Origin of the sequence: Gelidibacter salicanalis, assembly GCF_007997285.1 — a bacterium.
Classification (GTDB): Bacteria; Bacteroidota; Bacteroidia; order Flavobacteriales; family Flavobacteriaceae; genus Gelidibacter; species Gelidibacter salicanalis.
In genome coordinates this window covers 184,911-201,409 of sequence record NZ_VORX01000003.1, presented here as the reverse complement: position 1 = coordinate 201,409, position 16,499 = coordinate 184,911, and the positions used below count along the sequence as shown (strand labels likewise).

The following is a 16,499-nucleotide window of genomic DNA, read 5'->3' as shown; positions in this document are numbered from 1 at the left end:
ATTATTTGATTTTATGCAAAGTTAAAATTCTTTTATCTGAATGTCCTCATTAATGTAAACAAGTATTTTTTTTGCCACATTAAAGCCCATCTCTTCTAAAATGGCCGCGTACTCCAAGAGCTGATTGTGATGGTTGAGATGTGCCGCACCCGTTTTGTAATCTATAATCACTGCTTCTCGGTTTTCATTGACGACAATGCGGTCAGGTCTTAAAATTAAACCACCAGAGGCTAATATATCCTTTTCATTGTAAACTTTTAATTCAGGTTTAAAATACGCATTTAATTTTTGATGTTGTATAAGCGTGTTGACTACTGACCTGAGTTCTATACTTTGTTGCGCATTAATACTGCCGCTGCTTTCTAAAGTTTCAAATACCCCATCTAGGTCGTGGTCATATTCTATTTTGGACATAATGAGATGCACAAGATTCCCCTTTTCAATGGCTGCTTCTTGCTCGGTATCCCACAAATAACCTGCATTGGTAACAATTTTTAAATCGTGGTGTTCTTTGGCTACAGATATAAATTGCTCCTGAATTGATGAGGCTTGTATCCTTTTAGGCCTAAGGACACGTTCTGCTGTACCAATATTAAAAGTTTTTTTTGAGCTATCCCAAAGACCTACATGTTTTAGATAGCTTATAAATAGACCCGAGTATTTACCTAGTTTTTCATTTTGGGCTTTATCAACGTCATATTCTGAAATGATATAAAGTTGTTCTACTGCCCTAGTGAGAACCACATATAAGAGGTTCATACTATCCAATTCCAGTTGGGTTTTATACTCCGCATACATCTCTGCACCCGTTGTGCCTAGCTCTTCCAACTCTTTATTGATATTGATGAATACATTTGAAAAGCCGTTAAAGGCTTTGGGCATCACCGGAAACCAAGTTTTTGGAGAACGGTCATCATAAACATCTTGATTGGCATAAGGGAAAATGACTACAGGGAATTCCAATCCTTTCGATTTGTGGATGGTCATAATCTGCACCGCATTATTTCCTTGGGGCGAAGTGATGGACAATGTATCTTGTTTAATTTCCCAATGCACGGTGAAACTCGAGAACCCTGCATTATATTTTTGCGAAAAATCCAACACCTCATCCAGAAAAAACTGAATGTAAGCATTGGATGTGCTATTCAGTTTGAATTGACGTACAATACTTTCTATGGCTTCATAAAAAGGAAGCTGTAAAAAGTGATCAAAATCAAAATCGTACTCTTTCAAGTTTTTGAACATCTCCGCCGTGTCCAAATGCACTAAATTTTGAAAAAACAAATGGTTGTCCTCAAGTTGCAATTGATGTTTTGCCAGATAGCTGAGAATTTCAATTTTTAGCATGTCATTATGAGGCTGTGAAGCCAGGGCGATAATGCTGGTTAAAAATTGGACTTCCGGCGAGTTTTTTAATAGCAAGGATTCAGATGAAATAATTGGTACACCCTCAATACTTAAATATTCAGCCAAGGCAATCCCTTCTTTTCTTTTTCGTGTGATGATGCACATATCACGATAATCGAATGAATTTTTTTTGGCGTTTGTAATGGCTTCCATCACTTTAAACCCGTAGGCTTCGTCTTTTTCCTCAGCTTCAAATTCCAATAAAGAAATTTCCACATAGCCTTCTCCACTCAGCGATTGCTCCTGATGGCTTGCTTCGTAAATTTCCCTATGCGAAGGGTTAGTCACCACAAAAGAGGACAAATGCTTAAAAAAATTATTGTTAAAGTCGACAATATTTTTAAGACTCCTAAAATTGGCCGGCAGGTTTTTAACCTCCTGTAGGATCTGAAAGGGCTGTTGCTTTTTCGAGTATAAGTCTATAAACTGTTCTGCTTTTCCACCGCGCCATCGGTAGATGGCCTGTTTGGCATCGCCAACCAACATGACAGAGCCAGTTTCGCCTTTTAAATTCTGCCCCGACAAGGCATTGTCAATGAGAGGAATTAGGTTTTCCCATTGCTTTACTGAAGTGTCTTGAAATTCATCAATAAAATAATGTTTAAATTTTTCGCCCATCCGTTCATAGATAAATGGCGCGGGTTGCGATTTAATTTCATTGCTGATCAACGAGTTGAATTCAGAAATCAATACTAAATCCTCATCTTTTTTGATGTCCTGCAAACTGTTATAAATGGCGTTCAGTACTGAAAGTGGGGTGATGTTTTTAAGAACATTTTTTAAAAACTTCAGTTGAATTATGGCTTTCTTTGTTTCTTCTAGAGCATTGTATAGGCCCGGTTGAAGTCCGTCCATAGCCGACATCTTGGAGGCGTCCAATTTTTTTTTTGGATACATTGGTTTGCCTTCAGCTATATCTTGCTGCCATTTAGAACCAAAATTAACCTCGAAATTTGCTTCTGACAACTTTAAGAAATGCTTGGGGAGGTAGCTGCCAGAGAAATCTGAGAATTGAATCCCATGAGACTCAAAACTGTTGAGTACCTCTTGGGCAGATTGACTTATAGCGACTTCTAGGTGGGAAACTTGAGATAGGAGTTGGGTTTTAAGAGTTTTAAAGTCTGATAATGTTTTATCTTTTAACAATTCAATATAGGGCATGTCATTTTCGTTGGTCAATAATTGGGCAATTTGATTAAAATCAAACGCCACGTCCCAACTCTTATCATCATCAGCTTTTTCAATGGCAAATTCCACTAATATTTTTGTGAGTTCTTTATCCGTACCTGCCTTATCAATCAGCTGATCTACAGCTTTGGCAAGAATAGTTTTTGTATCTAACTCTACTTCAAAGTTTAGTGGCAATTTTAAATCGTGGGCAAATGTTCTGATTAAGCGGTGATTGAATTTGTCAATGGTTGAAATATCGAATGCCGCGTAATTATGGGCAATGGTATTTAAAATGATTTTGGACTTTTCATGCAGGGTATCAGGTTCAATTTCAAGTTCTTCAACAAGGAGACTGAACATGGGTGTGGGCGTTTCTAGAATGGATGGCTCAGAAAATGCCATAAGCATATCTACCACCCGAGCTTTCATTTCGGCTACTGCTTTATTGGTAAAAGTGAGCGCCAAGATGTTTTTAAAGGCATTTTTTTGGTTGGAAGTCATTAAGATCTTCAAATACATTTTTACAAGGGTAAACGTCTTACCACTTCCCGCTGAAGCATTATATATTGAAAAAGGATGTTGAAGTTCCATGGTTTTTATTTTGAGACAAGATAAAAACTTAAGCTGATTTATCTGTTCAATTTTTAAGGAATTCAATTTGCGATACTGCGCACGCCTCTACCGTTCATCAACGTTAAACTTTTCTTAACACTTAGATACGAAGCAGGTTATATTTTTAAATACACACTATTATGTGTAAATTTGAGTAGAATAAAATATTAACACTTAAAAACATATACATTATGGCTTTCGAATTACCGAAATTAAAATATGCATATGACGCTTTAGAGCCTCATATTGATGCAAAAACAATGGAAATACATCATACTAAACACCATCAAGGGTATACAGATAAATTGAACAGCGCTATTGAAGGAACTGATATGGCTGGAAAAACTATCGAAAATATTTTGATCAATTTAGAAATGGATAATAAGGCTGTTAGAAATAATGGCGGTGGATTCTATAACCACTCTCTTTTCTGGGAAGTGATGAATCCCGAGGGTAAGAAAGAATTGTCTGGAGATCTTAAGGCAGCCATAGAGTCTGCCTATAAATCAGTAGATGCATTTAAGGATGAATTTAGCAAAGCTGCTGCCACTCAATTTGGTTCAGGATGGGCTTGGTTGTGCGTACAAAAAGGTGGAAAAGTTGAAATTTGTTCAACTCCAAACCAAGATAATCCATTAATGCCAGGTGTAGGATGTGGTGGAACACCAATTTTAGGATTGGATGTTTGGGAACACGCTTACTATTTAAAATATCAGAATAAAAGACCTGATTATATTAGCGCTTTCTTCAATGTGATCAACTGGAGTGAAGTTGAGCGACGTTACGCAGAAGCGAAATAAGTTTTAGAGCTATCATTTTAGAAAAGCAAACTCGAAAGGGTTTGCTTTTTTTTTGCTTCTGATTCTAAATAATTAGAGTTAAAAAACTAGAGATACCTGTCTTCTGAAGAAACTTGAAAGTGGTAATTTAAAAGATTCCCATTTACACCGAAGGAAGTCCTCTTAAATTTGAGATACCGGCCTTCGAAGGTAGGCATGAAAAAAGGCGGACGAATGTCCACCTTTTTTGCCCCAAATCTACCATAAACTTAACCTACTTATGTTATGGTGAAGCAAATATACGTGCATAGTTTAGCAATACTTTAATTTATTAGTTAAACGGCGTATAAATTGGGCTGAATGAAATAATAAGTAAGAAACAGGAATTTAAAATTTTATCGTGCTAAGCACTTGATTGCGAGATGCGAATTCTGAAGTTCAGGCAATGTTGCAAAATAGAAGTGCATAAAAAAAGGCAAACCGAAGTTTACCTTTTTTTGCCCCAAATCTACCATGAACTTAACCTACTTATGTTATGGTATTGCTAATGTAGAGTGAAATTTAATAAGTCAATTAATTTTTAGATGAAGTGCTTAATTATCCGATTAAACGGTTTTTTTTCGGATGATCAGCATATTTAGCTAGTTTCCAGCTTAGTAGGCACGGGCGCTATTTCCTTCATAAAAATTGATAAATGCCTTGTTTACCACACGGTTTCCTCCTGCTGTTGGATAATTGCCCGTAAAATACCAATCGCCTAAATTTTTAGGACAGGCCAGATGTAAATTTTCGATGGTCTGAAATATGGTTTTTACCTCTGTTTTCACGCTGGAATCACAAATGAGTTCTGCAATCTTGTCCGAAATTTGTTCCGCGGTAAATTGACTGTACAGCTCTTTCACAAAATTACGCACGTCTTTATCGTCCAATTCCACTTGAGCGACACATTTGTGATAGACCTCTTCAATAAGATGGTATTTATCGTTTTCCTTTAACAATTCGAGCATTGCTCTAAAGGCGATTAAATCTTCCAATCGCGCCATGTCAATACCATAACAATCCGGGTAACGAATTTGTGGCGCTGATGACACTACAATTATTTTCTTAGGATGAAGTCTGTCCATCATTTTAATGATACTCTTTTTTAGAGTTGTACCACGTACAATACTGTCATCAATAATAACTAAATTGTCTGTGGGTTTGATTACGCCGTAGGTAACGTCATAAACGTGGGCTACTAAATCATCCCGACTGCTATCTTCAGTAATAAAGGTGCGGAGCTTAACGTCCTTAATGGCTATTTTCTCTATGCGCGGCCGCTCAGATAAAATCTGTGTGACCTTTTCAGCGGATAAGCCGCCATTACCTTCCAGAATGGCTTTAGTTTTCTTTTTGTTAAGATGATCTTCAACCGTTTCAATCATTCCAAAAAACGACGTTTCCGCAGTATTTGGTATATATGAAAACACACTGTTCTTGGTATCATAATCAATAGCTTCCAAAACTTTTGGCATCAAAAGTTTACCTAATTTTTTACGCTCTTGATAGATTTCAGCATCACTTCCTCTAGAAAAGTATATGCGTTCAAAAGAACAAGCTTTACGTTCTAAAGGCTCTAGAATTTTTTTAATAGAAGTTTCACCTGATTTCTTGGTAATGATGGCATGTCCTGGTGGAAGTTCTTGAACATCATCAAACTCTACGTTAAAAACGGTTTGAATAACTGGTCTCTCAGAAGCTACCACTACAATTTCATCATCCTGATAATAATAAGCCGGACGAATCCCGGAAGGATCACGAAGTACAAAAGAATCGCCATGACCCAAAAGTCCCGCCATAGCATAACCGCCATCCCAGTCTTTTGCAGAGCGTTTTAGTATTTTAGCAACATTTAATCGGTCAGCGATTAATGGTGAGCATTCGTTTTTATTATACCCTTCATTTTTAAGCTGCTTGTATTTTTTGGCTACGGCATCATCCAAAAAATGCCCAATCTTCTCCATGATGGTCACGGTATCTGCTTTTTCTTTCGGGTGTTGTCCTATTTTGACCAAGCCTTCAAATAACTTGTTCACGTTAGTCATGTTGAAGTTTCCGGCCAAAATGAGGTTTCTGTGCATCCAGTTATTCTGTCTTAAAAATGGGTGTACATTTTCAACACTATTTTTACCAAAAGTTCCGTATCGCACGTGGCCTAAAAGTAATTCTCCTATATAGGGGATGTTCTTTTTTTGTAAGTCAACATCATCAGCGTATTCAGGATGCTCCGTCAATTCTTTATTGATGCGCTCGTTTATTTGCGCAAAAATATCCTGAATAGGTTGTTGTGCTATAGAGCGTACTCGGCTAATGTAGCGTTCGCCAGGAGCTGTGTCCAATTTTATACTTGCAAAACCTGCGCCGTCTTGGCCGCGATTGTGTTGCTTTTCCATCATCAAGTACATCTTGTTGACGCCATAAAATGCACTACCATATTTTTGCTTATAGTAATCTAAAGGTTTTAAAAGTCTGATGAGGGCTATACCGCACTCATGTTTTAACGCATCACTCATTGGGTTATTTTAATTTTAGATTTCTGTAAATAGTAAAACTTTGTCGTCATTTGGCTTTCAATATTACAAACCATGGTTAAAAAAAAACGCGCTCCATTTGGAGCGCGTCAGTATATAGCAATTCAATTGTCACTCCTTCAGATTGATGTTGTTCAAAGGTCATATTGAATAGGTTTAAGGTCATAATTTTTAATCGTTCTCTTGGAGTATGCGCTACGGACTTACAAAATAATTTGGATAAAAGTCTTAGCGCGGTTTCTAAAGAAGTTGTTTTTAATTGTTTTCTAGAACAATTTCAAATTGGGTCAATTGCTTGAATTGATTCAATCGTTGATAAATTTCTTGGTCGTCAAGGGTTAGCATGCGCTCAGTCCCAAATTTCTCTACACAAAATGAGGCTAATGTAGAACCGTAAATAACGGCATTCTTCATATTCTCAAAAGAATAGTCTTCTGTTTTCGCCAAGAATCCGGCAAAGCCTCCAGCAAAAGTGTCTCCAGCACCTGTAGGGTCAAATACTTCCTCTAACGGAAGGGCAGGGGCAAAAAACACATTTTCTTTTTGGAATAAAAGCGCACCGTGTTCTCCTTTTTTTATCACCACGTATTTTGGACCCATTTCCTGAATCTTACGTGCCGCTACTACTAATGAATATTCTCCTGTTAATTGACGGGCTTCCTCATCATTGATGGTAAGGACATCCACTTTTTTAATCACAGCCTTTAATTCATCAAGAGCGCAATCCATCCAAAAATTCATGGTATCTAAAATCACCAATTTTGGTTTTTTGTGCATCTGCTCCAAAACACTCATCTGTACTAAGGGATGCAAATTCCCCAACATAACTACATTAGCATCTTTATAGTTTTCTGGAACTACCGGACTAAAATCAGCAAGTACGTTAAGCTCTGTTACTAGGGTATCGCGAGTGTTCATATCGTTATGATATTTTCCGCTCCAAAAGAACGTTTTGCCTTCTTTTACGATCTCAATCCCAGAAATATCTACATTTCTGTCTGCTAATAAATTTAAATAGTCTTGAGGAAAATCGCCACCAACAACTGACACTACAGCGCTTTCAACGTTAAATTGAGAGGCTGCCAAGCCTATAAAAGTTGCGGCGCCGCCTAGAATTTTATCCGTTTTTCCGAAAGGGGTTTCGATAGCGTCAAAAGCAACGGTACCTACGATAACTAATTTGCCCATAGTGAGGTTTAAAATTTGCTGCAAATATAAGGTTTTTTAGGCACGTCATAAGCACTATCTTTTGATAAAATATTCCTAAATAATGAATTATTTCCTTCCAAAATCGGCAGGAATCTCACCCCAGGCTTTGGTTTCCCATTTCACTACAGTGGTGGTGTAAGTGTTGTATTTAAGCCAATTTACCGCTCGGTCTACCAATACAAAAAGAGCTTCGTTTTTAGAGTTGCGAGGCAATTTGGTATTGCAGGTTTTTTTTCGGACCCAACTCATAGCGGTTCTTGAGTCGGTATAGATGATGCGTTTGCTCTCCATTTTCTTCAGAAATGCCAAGCCGTGAACAATGGCTAAAAATTCGCCAATATTATTAGTGCCTTCCGGGAAAGGTCCTTGAATGAACAATTGCTTCTTGGTTTTGGTATCCACACCGCGATACTCCATAATGCCAGGATTGCCGCTAGAAGCAGCATCTACCGAAATAGAATTTAAATTGGGTTGTCCGATTTTTTGCAATTCTACTCCCGATAAGCCGCTTTTAAAGCTTTTAGACTTCCCAATATAATCGTGATAGTTTCCGTCCAATGCTTTTTTTGCCGCCTCAAACGTTTCAAAAGATTTGTACTGGGCGCCTTGGTAATCTTTAATTTGCGCCTTGCAGTCATTCCACTTCTCAAAGATGCCCGTTTTATGGCCTTTCCAGACGGTATAATATTTTTTTTTCTTAGACATTTTTATCATTCTCGCGAAAGCGGGAATCTCTCAAAATTAGTTAGGGTCTTTTTTTAAAAGCAATTTCTCTACCACTTTTGGAAAATGTTCCATTTCCAGATCATGTATTTTGGCTGCTACCGTTTCTGCGGTATCTGTTGGACTGACCTCACATTTTTCTTGAAAAATAATAGCACCTTCGTCATAATGTTCATTCACATAGTGAATGGTGATCCCGGTTTCGGTCTCTTTATTGGTCACTACAGCTTCGTGCACAAAACTGCCATACATGCCTTTGCCGCCATACTTTGGGAGTAATGCCGGGTGGATATTGATGACCTTATCAGGGAAAGCATGTAGAATAAAATCTGGGAATTTCCACAAGAAACCGGCCAAGACAATTAAGTCAGGTTGGGAAGCTTTAAGGATATTCAAGACATCGTCAGTTAGGTTAAAGGCAATTCTATTAAAAGAAAGTGCGCTTACTTTTAAAGCCTTACATCGATCCAAAACTTTGGCATAAGGATTGTTAGTGAGTACCTGAATGACAGAACCAGTTTCTCTGTTGTGAAAATACTTGATTAAATTTTCAGCATTAGTACCACTTCCGGACGCAAAAATTACAATACGTTTCATCTGCTACGATCTCTATTTATGTTATTGTCAGATGCTAGTCGCTATCAAATTAAAAAATGTTCAGCAAAATTCCATAATCTCATTTCATTTACAGATATTCGCTCTAGAATTCGGAACAAAAAAAAGAATAAATAATAACAATTGGTAGGTAAAATAGAAATACTTCACTGTATATTTACTAAATTACAAACACATTGTAGAAATAAAAATGGGTTTTAAAGTAAAGTTTTTTATTTTTGCCAATTAATAAAACTTAAAATTAAAGATTATGTCAGACATTGCATCAAGAGTAAAAGCGATTATAGTAGACAAATTAGGTGTAGACGAGAACGAAGTTGTCACTGAAGCAAGCTTCACAAATGACTTAGGAGCAGATTCATTGGATACTGTAGAATTGATCATGGAATTCGAAAAGGAATTCGATATTCAAATTCCAGATGACCAAGCAGAAAACATTGCAACCGTAGGTCAAGCTATCTCTTATATAGAAGCAGCAAAATAAGCAACAAACTTTATGGAATTAAGGCGAGTTGTAGTTACGGGTTTAGGTGCGCTTACACCAATCGGGAATACCAAAGATGAATATTGGGAAGCCTTGATAAGTGGTAAGAGTGGTGCTGGACCAATAACTTATTTTGATGCTGAAAAGTTCAAGACTAAATTCGCTTGCGAATTAAAAAACTTTGAACCAACCAAATTTATTGACAGGAAGCTCGTCAACAGGATGGACCGGTTTACACAATACGCTATGGTTGCTTCTGATGAAGCAATTTTAGATGCGAAACTGGATCTTAATGTTGTTGATAAACTACGTGTTGGTGTTATTTGGGGTGCTGGTATTGGAGGGTTAGAGACTTTTCAGGACGAAGTTCTTAACTTTGCCGCTGGCGATGGAACTCCGCGTTTCAACCCTTTCTTTATTCCTAAAATGATTGCTGATATAGCTCCAGGAAACATTTCCATTAAACATGGATTTATGGGTCCTAACTATACCACGGTTTCGGCCTGTGCATCTTCTGCCAACGCAATGATTGATGCTTTAAACTATATACGTTTAGGGTATTGTGATGTTATTGTAACTGGAGGAAGTGAAGCAGCTGTTACCAAGGCAGGAATGGGTGGCTTTAATGCCATGCATGCTTTATCAACTAGAAATGAAAGTCCAGAAACAGCTTCTAGACCATTTGACGCTACCAGAGATGGTTTTGTTTTGGGTGAAGGTGCTGGGGCAATTATTCTAGAAGATTATGAGCACGCAAAGGCGAGAGGCGCTAAGATTTATGCGGAAGTACTTGGGGGCGGTTTGTCTTCAGATGCTTACCACATGACTGCACCACATCCTGAAGGAATAGGAGTTATAGCCGTAATGAAAAACTGTTTGGAGAATGCTGGATTGAAACCGGAAGATGTTGATCATATCAACACGCACGGTACATCCACACCTTTAGGTGATGTTGCTGAACTAAAAGCAATTACGGAAGTCTTTGGAGAACACGCCAAGAATATCAATATCAATTCAACCAAGTCCATGACAGGACACTTGTTGGGTGCTGCAGGAGCTGTAGAGTCTATTGCTGCTATTTTAGCAATGGAACACGGCATTGTACCACCAACAATTAACCATACGGTGGTTGATGAAAATATTGATCCGCAATTAAACTTAACACTTAACAAAGCTCAAAAGAGGGATGTTAGAGTGGCTATGAGTAATACCTTTGGATTTGGCGGTCATAACGCCTGCGTATTATTTAAAAAATTAGATTAAATCCCGAATGAACTACATTCGTAACATATTAAATTCCCGTTCTAAAAATGACGGGAATTTTTTTTTGCAAATCCAAAAAATCATAGGATATAAGCCAAAAAACAAGACGCTTTACGTGAAGGCGTTTACACATCGCTCCATGAATGTGAAGGACGAAAAAGGTATGGCACTTAATTATGAACGCCTGGAATTTGTGGGCGATGCTATGCTCGGTGCCGTCATCGCTTCTTATCTGTACAGCGAAGTGCCAGATGGAGATGAGGGGTATTTAACCAAAATGCGTTCTAAAGTAGTTAGTAGAGAGCACCTGAATGAATTGGGTAAAGAATTAAAGCTCATCGACTTTGTGGAATCTAAAATCCCAAAGAATAATTTTGGCAGTAATATCCACGGTAATCTTTTTGAAGCTTTAGTGGGCGCGATTTTCCTAGATAAGGGTTATAAGCAATGTGAAAAATTCATCTTTAAAAACGTCATTGATAAGCATATTGATATTGAAACTCTAGAGGGGAAGGTGATCAGTTATAAAAGCTTGTTGATTGAATGGTGTCAAAAGGAAAAGAAAACTTTCGACTACAACGTTTATGAAGATACTGGCAATGATAACATCAAACATTTCTCCGTAAAACTTTCCATTGCCGGTAAGATTGTGGCTAAAGCCAGAGCGACTTCCAAAAAGAAAGCAGAAGAAAAAGCTTCCAAACGCGCTTTTTTCGCTTTTCAGAACCGAATTAATCAGTCCTTTAAGGAGTAGTTTTTTAATTTTGGACAAAAGTTACTAACTACAACGATTTCGAGCAACAGCGCTGTTAAGAATTAACAAAACATCACATAACAGTAGAGATAAAGTGCTATCTTTACGGCTGATGTTGTTATTACTATGGCGTTACACAAACTACTTGTAGATGATTTCTATGACGCTTCCTACTCGCTTTTGGCCGTACATTGTAGGTTGGAAGATTACAGATTAGCCTATCTTCTTAATAAATATTTGAATCTGAATTTAGAACGTCAGCCTCAGGATTTAGACTATAAGTATTTTGCCGCAACTTATCCAATTTACGAGTGGTTTGATGAAAAGTTATTTACAACTTGGCACATGGTGTCCAATGTTTGTAAAAAGGAAGAAGATAGCCTACAAAGTTCTGGTTCCTTGTTTTCTACCAGTGAGAAAGTCCTAAAAACCTATCATTTTTTACCCGAGCTTAAAAACGTCGATTTTTTAATAAAAATCACTAATGAAGACCGGTACCTCGACGAAAAGGACATTTTAGAAAAGATACAAGCCATACCTCAAGTCATAACAACGTACACTATAGATGTAGACCAATTAAAGTCTAAAGACAACTTAATTTTTTGATTAATGCAGAAACGTAAAAAAACTAAAATAGTAGCCACTTTAGGGCCAGCAACAAGTACTAAAGCCGTATTAAAAGCAATGCTTGATGAAGGGGTAGATGTGTTCAGAATCAATTTTTCACATGCTGATTATGCTGATGTTGAAGAACGCATCCAAATGATCCGTGAACTCAATGAAGAGTTTGGATATAATGCAGCCATTTTAGGCGATTTGCAAGGTCCGAAATTACGCGTTGGTGTGATGAAGGGTGAAGTTGTTGTAAATGCAGGTGATGAAATCATCTTTGCAACCGGAAAGAAATTTGAAGGCACAAAAGAGCGTGTCTATATGACATATGATCGATTTCCCCAAGATGCAAAACCAGGAGAACGCATCCTGCTTGATGATGGGAAATTAATTTTTGAAGTGGTTTCCACAGATCAAAAATCAGAAGTTACCGCTCGCGTCATTCAAGGTGGCCCTTTGAAGTCTAAAAAAGGGGTGAACCTTCCAAATACCAATATTTCACAACCTGCGTTGACTGAAAAGGATATTGAAGATGCCATTTTTGCAATTAAAATGAAAGTGGATTGGATGGCCTTGTCCTTTGTGCGTCATGCTGAGGATTTGATGCAACTGAAAGAATTAATTGAAGAACACAGCGATCATAAAATTCCAATTATTGCAAAAATTGAGAAGCCAGAAGCCGTAGAAAACATTGATAAAATTGTGGCCTATTGTGACGGATTGATGGTGGCACGTGGCGATTTGGGTGTGGAAATTCCTGCAGAGGAAGTTCCTTTAATCCAAAAGCAACTGGTGTTGCGCGCTAAGCGAGCACGAATCCCGGTCATCATTGCAACTCAAATGATGGAAACTATGATTTCTAGTCTCACGCCAACTCGTGCGGAAGTAAATGACGTGGCCAACTCGGTCATGGACGGTGCTGATGCGGTAATGCTTTCTGGAGAAACTTCAGTAGGACAGTATCCTGTACAGGTAATCAGACAAATGAGTAACATCATTAAAAGTGTGGAAGATTCGCCATTAATTAAAGTGCCGCAATCACCACCACATATTCGTACCAAACGTTATATCACCAAATCCATTTGTTACCATGCGGCCAATATGGCCAATGAAATTAATGCGAGAGCCATCTCTACTTTAACCAATAGTGGGTATACGGCCTTCCAAATTTCAGCGTGGCGACCAAGTTCGCATATTTTAGTATTCACGTCTAACAAACGAATTTTAACCCAACTCAATCTATTGTGGGGCGTAAAAGCGTTTTTCTACGATAAATTTGTAAGTACTGATGAAACGATTGAGGACGTTAATGCCATTGCTTGTAAAAAAGGCTATCTAGAACCTGGAGATATGTTGGTTAGTTTAGCTGCAATGCCGATTCAGGAAAAAGGTATGGTTAATACCTTAAGGGTCACAGAAATTACCAGTTGTAGTTTTTAATATAGTAATACTAAATCAAAATAAATTGAACCTCAAAGCAGTTAATGCTTTGGGGTTTCTTATTTTAATAAAGGTTTTACTTGCATGGCGCGATCAATAGGTGCTGAATGTTGATCTCACAAAACAAGTTTTAAATGGTTTCTAAAGGCATAATGCTAGTCATGATTTTATTAATTTTTGGTTGTGGTAGCAATGAGGTGCCCCCCTTATCGTCCGTGATGTTACAGTCTTCCGAGTGTTTTGGGACGTCTGAAAAGGATGTTCAGATATGTTTGGATTCCGTTGTTAACGATTCCAGATGTCCAACGGGGCTGCAATGTGTTTGGGAGAGTGATGCTACTGCCGCATTTACATTAAAAACGATTACGCGTTGTGCCAGTTTAATCTGCATACCAATAGTAAGTTTCAAATGGATACACTTATTGATGGGATGGTCATTGCACTATTAGAAATTGCCCCATATCCTCGCGCTCAGGACTCCATTAAAGCTTCAGAATACAGAGTGGGGATTCGGGTGACCGGACCATAATGATATTTAGTATGGTAGGATCCGTCCTTTAAAAACCGAATTTCAACTGCACACTCACGCTTTTTTCCTGAAGATCTGTTGGTTTTATAGTGTGGTCTTCCGTATTTAAATTGGATAATGAGATGCCCAATAAACGTACGGAATTACTCATTTTTTCTTGATACAATAAATCTTTGGCAGTTTCCAGTATGACGTCTTTATCACTGATAAAATAGGGCAGGGTTTTACTTCGGGTCTGCAGTGTAAAATCGCTATATTTTATTTTTAAAGTCACCGTTTTACCCGCTACTTTGCTATATTGTAAACGTTTTGACACTTCGGTAGCAATTTTGTCCAACCGCTGGAGCATAAATATTTCACTGGATAAATTTTCGTTGAAAGTGCGCTCCGCAGCTAAGGATTTCCTAATGCGGTTTGGTTTTACTTCACTATCGTGAATGCCCCTTACCAAATTGAAGTAATAGCTTCCTGATTTTCCAAAATGATCTTCGAGATACTCTAATGATTTTAATTTTAAATCGCGTCCGGTAAAAATTCCTAATTGGTACATTTTATCGGCGGTGACCTTGCCTACGCCGTGAAATTTCCGAATGTCCAAAACCTCTAAAAATGCTAAGACATCTTCTGGATTGACCGTTTTCTGTCCGTTGGGTTTGTTGTAATCGCTGGCAATTTTGGCTACAAATTTATTCACGGAAATCCCGGCAGAAGCGGAAATACCAACTTCTGCCAGAATTCTGGCTCTAATTTCCTGAGCAATTAGGGACGCGCTCGGATTGCCCATTTTATTTTCGGTGACGTCTAAATAGGCTTCATCTAGAGAAAGCGGTTCCACCAAATCAGTATACTCATAAAAAATAGACTTCACCTGTTTTGAAATCTCTTTGTATCGATCAAACCTAGGCTTTACAAAAATCAGTTCAGGGCAATTGCGTTTGGCTTGCATGCCGCTCATCGCACTGCACACTCCAAATTTTCGGGCTTCATAACTTGCTGCTGCCACAACGCCACGCTTCTCACTTCCACCAACCGCCAAAGCCTTACCTTTTAGTTCAGGATGGTCCATTTGCTCAACAGACGCATAAAATGCATCCATATCTACATGAATGATCTTTCTTATTGGTAAATCGTTTGGCATGCCGTAAATTTATAACATCTAAGCGGAACAGAAATTATAAAAGATGGCAAAAACAGCGATTGTTTTGGGTGCAACGGGACTCACAGGAAACATGTTATTAAAAATGCTTCTCGATGATGAACGCTATGATCATGTCACGGTTTTTGGAAGAAATAGTGTGGAACTTAAGCATCCTAAATTAGAGGAATATATCATTGACCTTTTTCAATTGGATCATTATGCCAACAAATTTAAAGCTGATGAAGTGTATTGCTGTATCGGAACCACCAAGGCCAAAACATCCAATAAAGATACCTACGTCAAAATAGACTACGGAATACCTGTAGCTGCAGCAAAATTATGTAAGGAAAATGGGATTCCTACGTTTGTGGTCATCTCTGCTTTAGGCGCCAAAAAGAATAGTAAAGTCTTTTACAATAGGACCAAGGGCCTCATGGAGGCTGCGGTGTTGGATTTACAAATTCCCCAAACCTATATTCTTCAACCCTCTTTAATTACCGGAGAGCGGGAGGAAATTAGATTAGGCGAACATATATTTAAAATTTTAATGAATTTTATCAAGCCTATTTTCCGCTTTGGAGATCTGAAGCGTTACCAACCCATCGCGCCAGAAACCATTGCGAAAACAATGGTGTGGGTGGCAAACAACGATTATGAGTCAGTTCGTATAAAATCAAAGAAAATCCAGGAATTAGGTGAGCAAATTAATTGAAATTGAACGTAAATTTTTAGTCCTTTCTGATCAATTTAAGTCAGAAGCATTTAAGAAGACACGGATAGTACAAGCGTTTTTAAATTCCGATAAAAACCGAACGGTTCGGGTCAGATTAAAGGGCGATCAAGGGTTTTTAACTATTAAAGGAGCCACATCAGACGATGGTGTATCGCGCTTTGAATGGGAAAAGGAAATCTCAGAAGCGGATGCTGAAGCCCTTTTACAGTTGTGTGAAGTCGGCATGATTGATAAAGTGAGATATGAAGTGCAATCTGGTGCGCACTTATTTGAAGTAGATGAGTTTTTTGGTTTGAATGAAGGGCTAATCGTGGCAGAGGTAGAACTCGATGATGTTGATGAAACATTTATCAAACCTAGTTGGCTGGGAGCAGAGGTTACCGGCCAATTAAAGTATTTCAATTCTCAATTAGTAAAACACCCCTTTAAAAATTGGGCCTAATATTAACGATAAAAACAAT

Annotated in this window: 14 protein-coding genes; 8 read left to right on the top strand and 6 right to left on the bottom strand. The window is 38.0% G+C overall.

The genetic code is table 11. From position 1 onward, the window contains the following. Window positions 1–21: 21 nt before the first annotated feature. Window positions 22–3,168 (bottom strand): UvrD-helicase domain-containing protein, encoded by a 3,147-nt coding sequence (locus tag ES711_RS07130; protein ID WP_146892011.1) that lies wholly within the window; start codon window positions 3,166–3,168, stop codon window positions 22–24. Between the two features lie 212 nt (window positions 3,169–3,380). On the opposite strand from ES711_RS07130, the gene ES711_RS07125 reads away from it, so the two are divergent. Continuing rightward, window positions 3,381–3,989, top strand: coding sequence for a superoxide dismutase (locus ES711_RS07125; protein WP_146892008.1), 609 nt, complete (start codon window positions 3,381–3,383; stop codon window positions 3,987–3,989). A gap of 632 nt (window positions 3,990–4,621) precedes the next feature. Here ES711_RS07125 and ES711_RS07120 read toward each other — a convergent pair. From ES711_RS07120 to purN, 4 genes are all read right to left on the bottom strand, one after another. Beyond that, window positions 4,622–6,520, bottom strand: a complete 1,899-nt coding sequence (locus tag ES711_RS07120; RefSeq protein WP_146892005.1) for an amidophosphoribosyltransferase — start codon at window positions 6,518–6,520, stop codon at window positions 4,622–4,624. Window positions 6,521–6,793: 273 nt separating this feature from the next. Continuing rightward, entirely contained in the window at window positions 6,794–7,726 is a 933-nt protein-coding gene (locus ES711_RS07115; RefSeq protein WP_146892002.1) for a PfkB family carbohydrate kinase, read from the bottom strand. Window positions 7,727–7,813: 87 nt separating this feature from the next. Continuing rightward, complete coding sequence (locus ES711_RS07110) at window positions 7,814–8,452, bottom strand: ribonuclease H1 domain-containing protein (protein WP_146891999.1); 639 nt, start codon at window positions 8,450–8,452, stop codon at window positions 7,814–7,816. A gap of 36 nt (window positions 8,453–8,488) precedes the next feature. Further along, a complete protein-coding gene (purN, locus tag ES711_RS07105) occupies window positions 8,489–9,067 on the bottom strand; it encodes a phosphoribosylglycinamide formyltransferase (RefSeq protein ID WP_146891996.1) in 579 nt (192 codons plus the stop codon). Between the two features lie 268 nt (window positions 9,068–9,335). On the opposite strand from purN, the gene ES711_RS07100 reads away from it, so the two are divergent. The 5 genes from ES711_RS07100 (at window position 9,336) to pyk (ending at window position 13,638) form a co-directional block, all read left to right on the top strand. Next, entirely contained in the window at window positions 9,336–9,569 is a 234-nt protein-coding gene (locus ES711_RS07100) for an acyl carrier protein (protein ID WP_007647141.1), read from the top strand. 12 nt (window positions 9,570–9,581) lie between these two features. After that, complete coding sequence (gene fabF / locus ES711_RS07095) at window positions 9,582–10,832, top strand: beta-ketoacyl-ACP synthase II (protein ID WP_146891993.1); 1,251 nt, start codon at window positions 9,582–9,584, stop codon at window positions 10,830–10,832. A gap of 7 nt (window positions 10,833–10,839) precedes the next feature. Next, window positions 10,840–11,586: a ribonuclease III gene (rnc, locus tag ES711_RS07090; protein WP_146891990.1), complete on the top strand. Its 747-nt coding sequence runs from the start codon at window positions 10,840–10,842 to the stop codon at window positions 11,584–11,586. A 126-nt stretch (window positions 11,587–11,712) separates the two neighbouring features. Further along, window positions 11,713–12,192 (top strand): IPExxxVDY family protein, encoded by a 480-nt coding sequence (locus ES711_RS07085; RefSeq protein WP_146891987.1) that lies wholly within the window; start codon window positions 11,713–11,715, stop codon window positions 12,190–12,192. A gap of 3 nt (window positions 12,193–12,195) precedes the next feature. Further along, window positions 12,196–13,638, top strand: coding sequence for a pyruvate kinase (gene pyk / locus ES711_RS07080; RefSeq protein WP_146891984.1), 1,443 nt, complete (start codon window positions 12,196–12,198; stop codon window positions 13,636–13,638). A gap of 557 nt (window positions 13,639–14,195) precedes the next feature. On the opposite strand, the gene dinB is transcribed toward pyk, so the two are convergent. Continuing rightward, a complete protein-coding gene (dinB, locus tag ES711_RS07075) occupies window positions 14,196–15,305 on the bottom strand; it encodes a DNA polymerase IV (RefSeq protein ID WP_146891981.1) in 1,110 nt (369 codons plus the stop codon). Window positions 15,306–15,348: 43 nt separating this feature from the next. Here dinB and ES711_RS07070 point away from each other — a divergent pair, with 43 nt between their 5' ends. Together ES711_RS07070 and ES711_RS07065 are read left to right on the top strand one after the other, a co-directional pair. Next, complete coding sequence (locus ES711_RS07070; RefSeq protein WP_146891978.1) at window positions 15,349–16,017, top strand: NAD(P)H-binding protein; 669 nt, start codon at window positions 15,349–15,351, stop codon at window positions 16,015–16,017. Continuing rightward, on the top strand, window positions 16,001–16,480 hold the full coding sequence (locus ES711_RS07065) for a CYTH domain-containing protein (protein WP_146891975.1): 480 nt from the start codon (window positions 16,001–16,003) through the stop codon (window positions 16,478–16,480). The genes ES711_RS07070 and ES711_RS07065 overlap by 17 nt, the downstream gene beginning before the upstream one ends. Window positions 16,481–16,499: the final 19 nt, after the last annotated feature.

Coding starts and splice junctions, on each gene's coding strand:
- ES711_RS07110 (WP_146891999.1), bottom strand. CDS start 8,452: ATGTCTAAGAAAAAAAAATATTATACCGTCTGGAAAGGCCATAAAACG.
- dinB (WP_146891981.1), bottom strand. CDS start 15,305: ATGCCAAACGATTTACCAATAAGAAAGATCATTCATGTAGATATGGAT.
- purN (WP_146891996.1), bottom strand. CDS start 9,067: ATGAAACGTATTGTAATTTTTGCGTCCGGAAGTGGTACTAATGCTGAA.
- rnc (WP_146891990.1), top strand. CDS start 10,840: ATGAACTACATTCGTAACATATTAAATTCCCGTTCTAAAAATGACGGG.
- ES711_RS07130 (WP_146892011.1), bottom strand. CDS start 3,168: ATGGAACTTCAACATCCTTTTTCAATATATAATGCTTCAGCGGGAAGT.
- ES711_RS07125 (WP_146892008.1), top strand. CDS start 3,381: ATGGCTTTCGAATTACCGAAATTAAAATATGCATATGACGCTTTAGAG.
- fabF (WP_146891993.1), top strand. CDS start 9,582: ATGGAATTAAGGCGAGTTGTAGTTACGGGTTTAGGTGCGCTTACACCA.
- ES711_RS07115 (WP_146892002.1), bottom strand. CDS start 7,726: ATGGGCAAATTAGTTATCGTAGGTACCGTTGCTTTTGACGCTATCGAA.
- ES711_RS07070 (WP_146891978.1), top strand. CDS start 15,349: ATGGCAAAAACAGCGATTGTTTTGGGTGCAACGGGACTCACAGGAAAC.
- ES711_RS07120 (WP_146892005.1), bottom strand. CDS start 6,520: ATGAGTGATGCGTTAAAACATGAGTGCGGTATAGCCCTCATCAGACTT.
- pyk (WP_146891984.1), top strand. CDS start 12,196: ATGCAGAAACGTAAAAAAACTAAAATAGTAGCCACTTTAGGGCCAGCA.
- ES711_RS07085 (WP_146891987.1), top strand. CDS start 11,713: ATGGCGTTACACAAACTACTTGTAGATGATTTCTATGACGCTTCCTAC.
- ES711_RS07100 (WP_007647141.1), top strand. CDS start 9,336: ATGTCAGACATTGCATCAAGAGTAAAAGCGATTATAGTAGACAAATTA.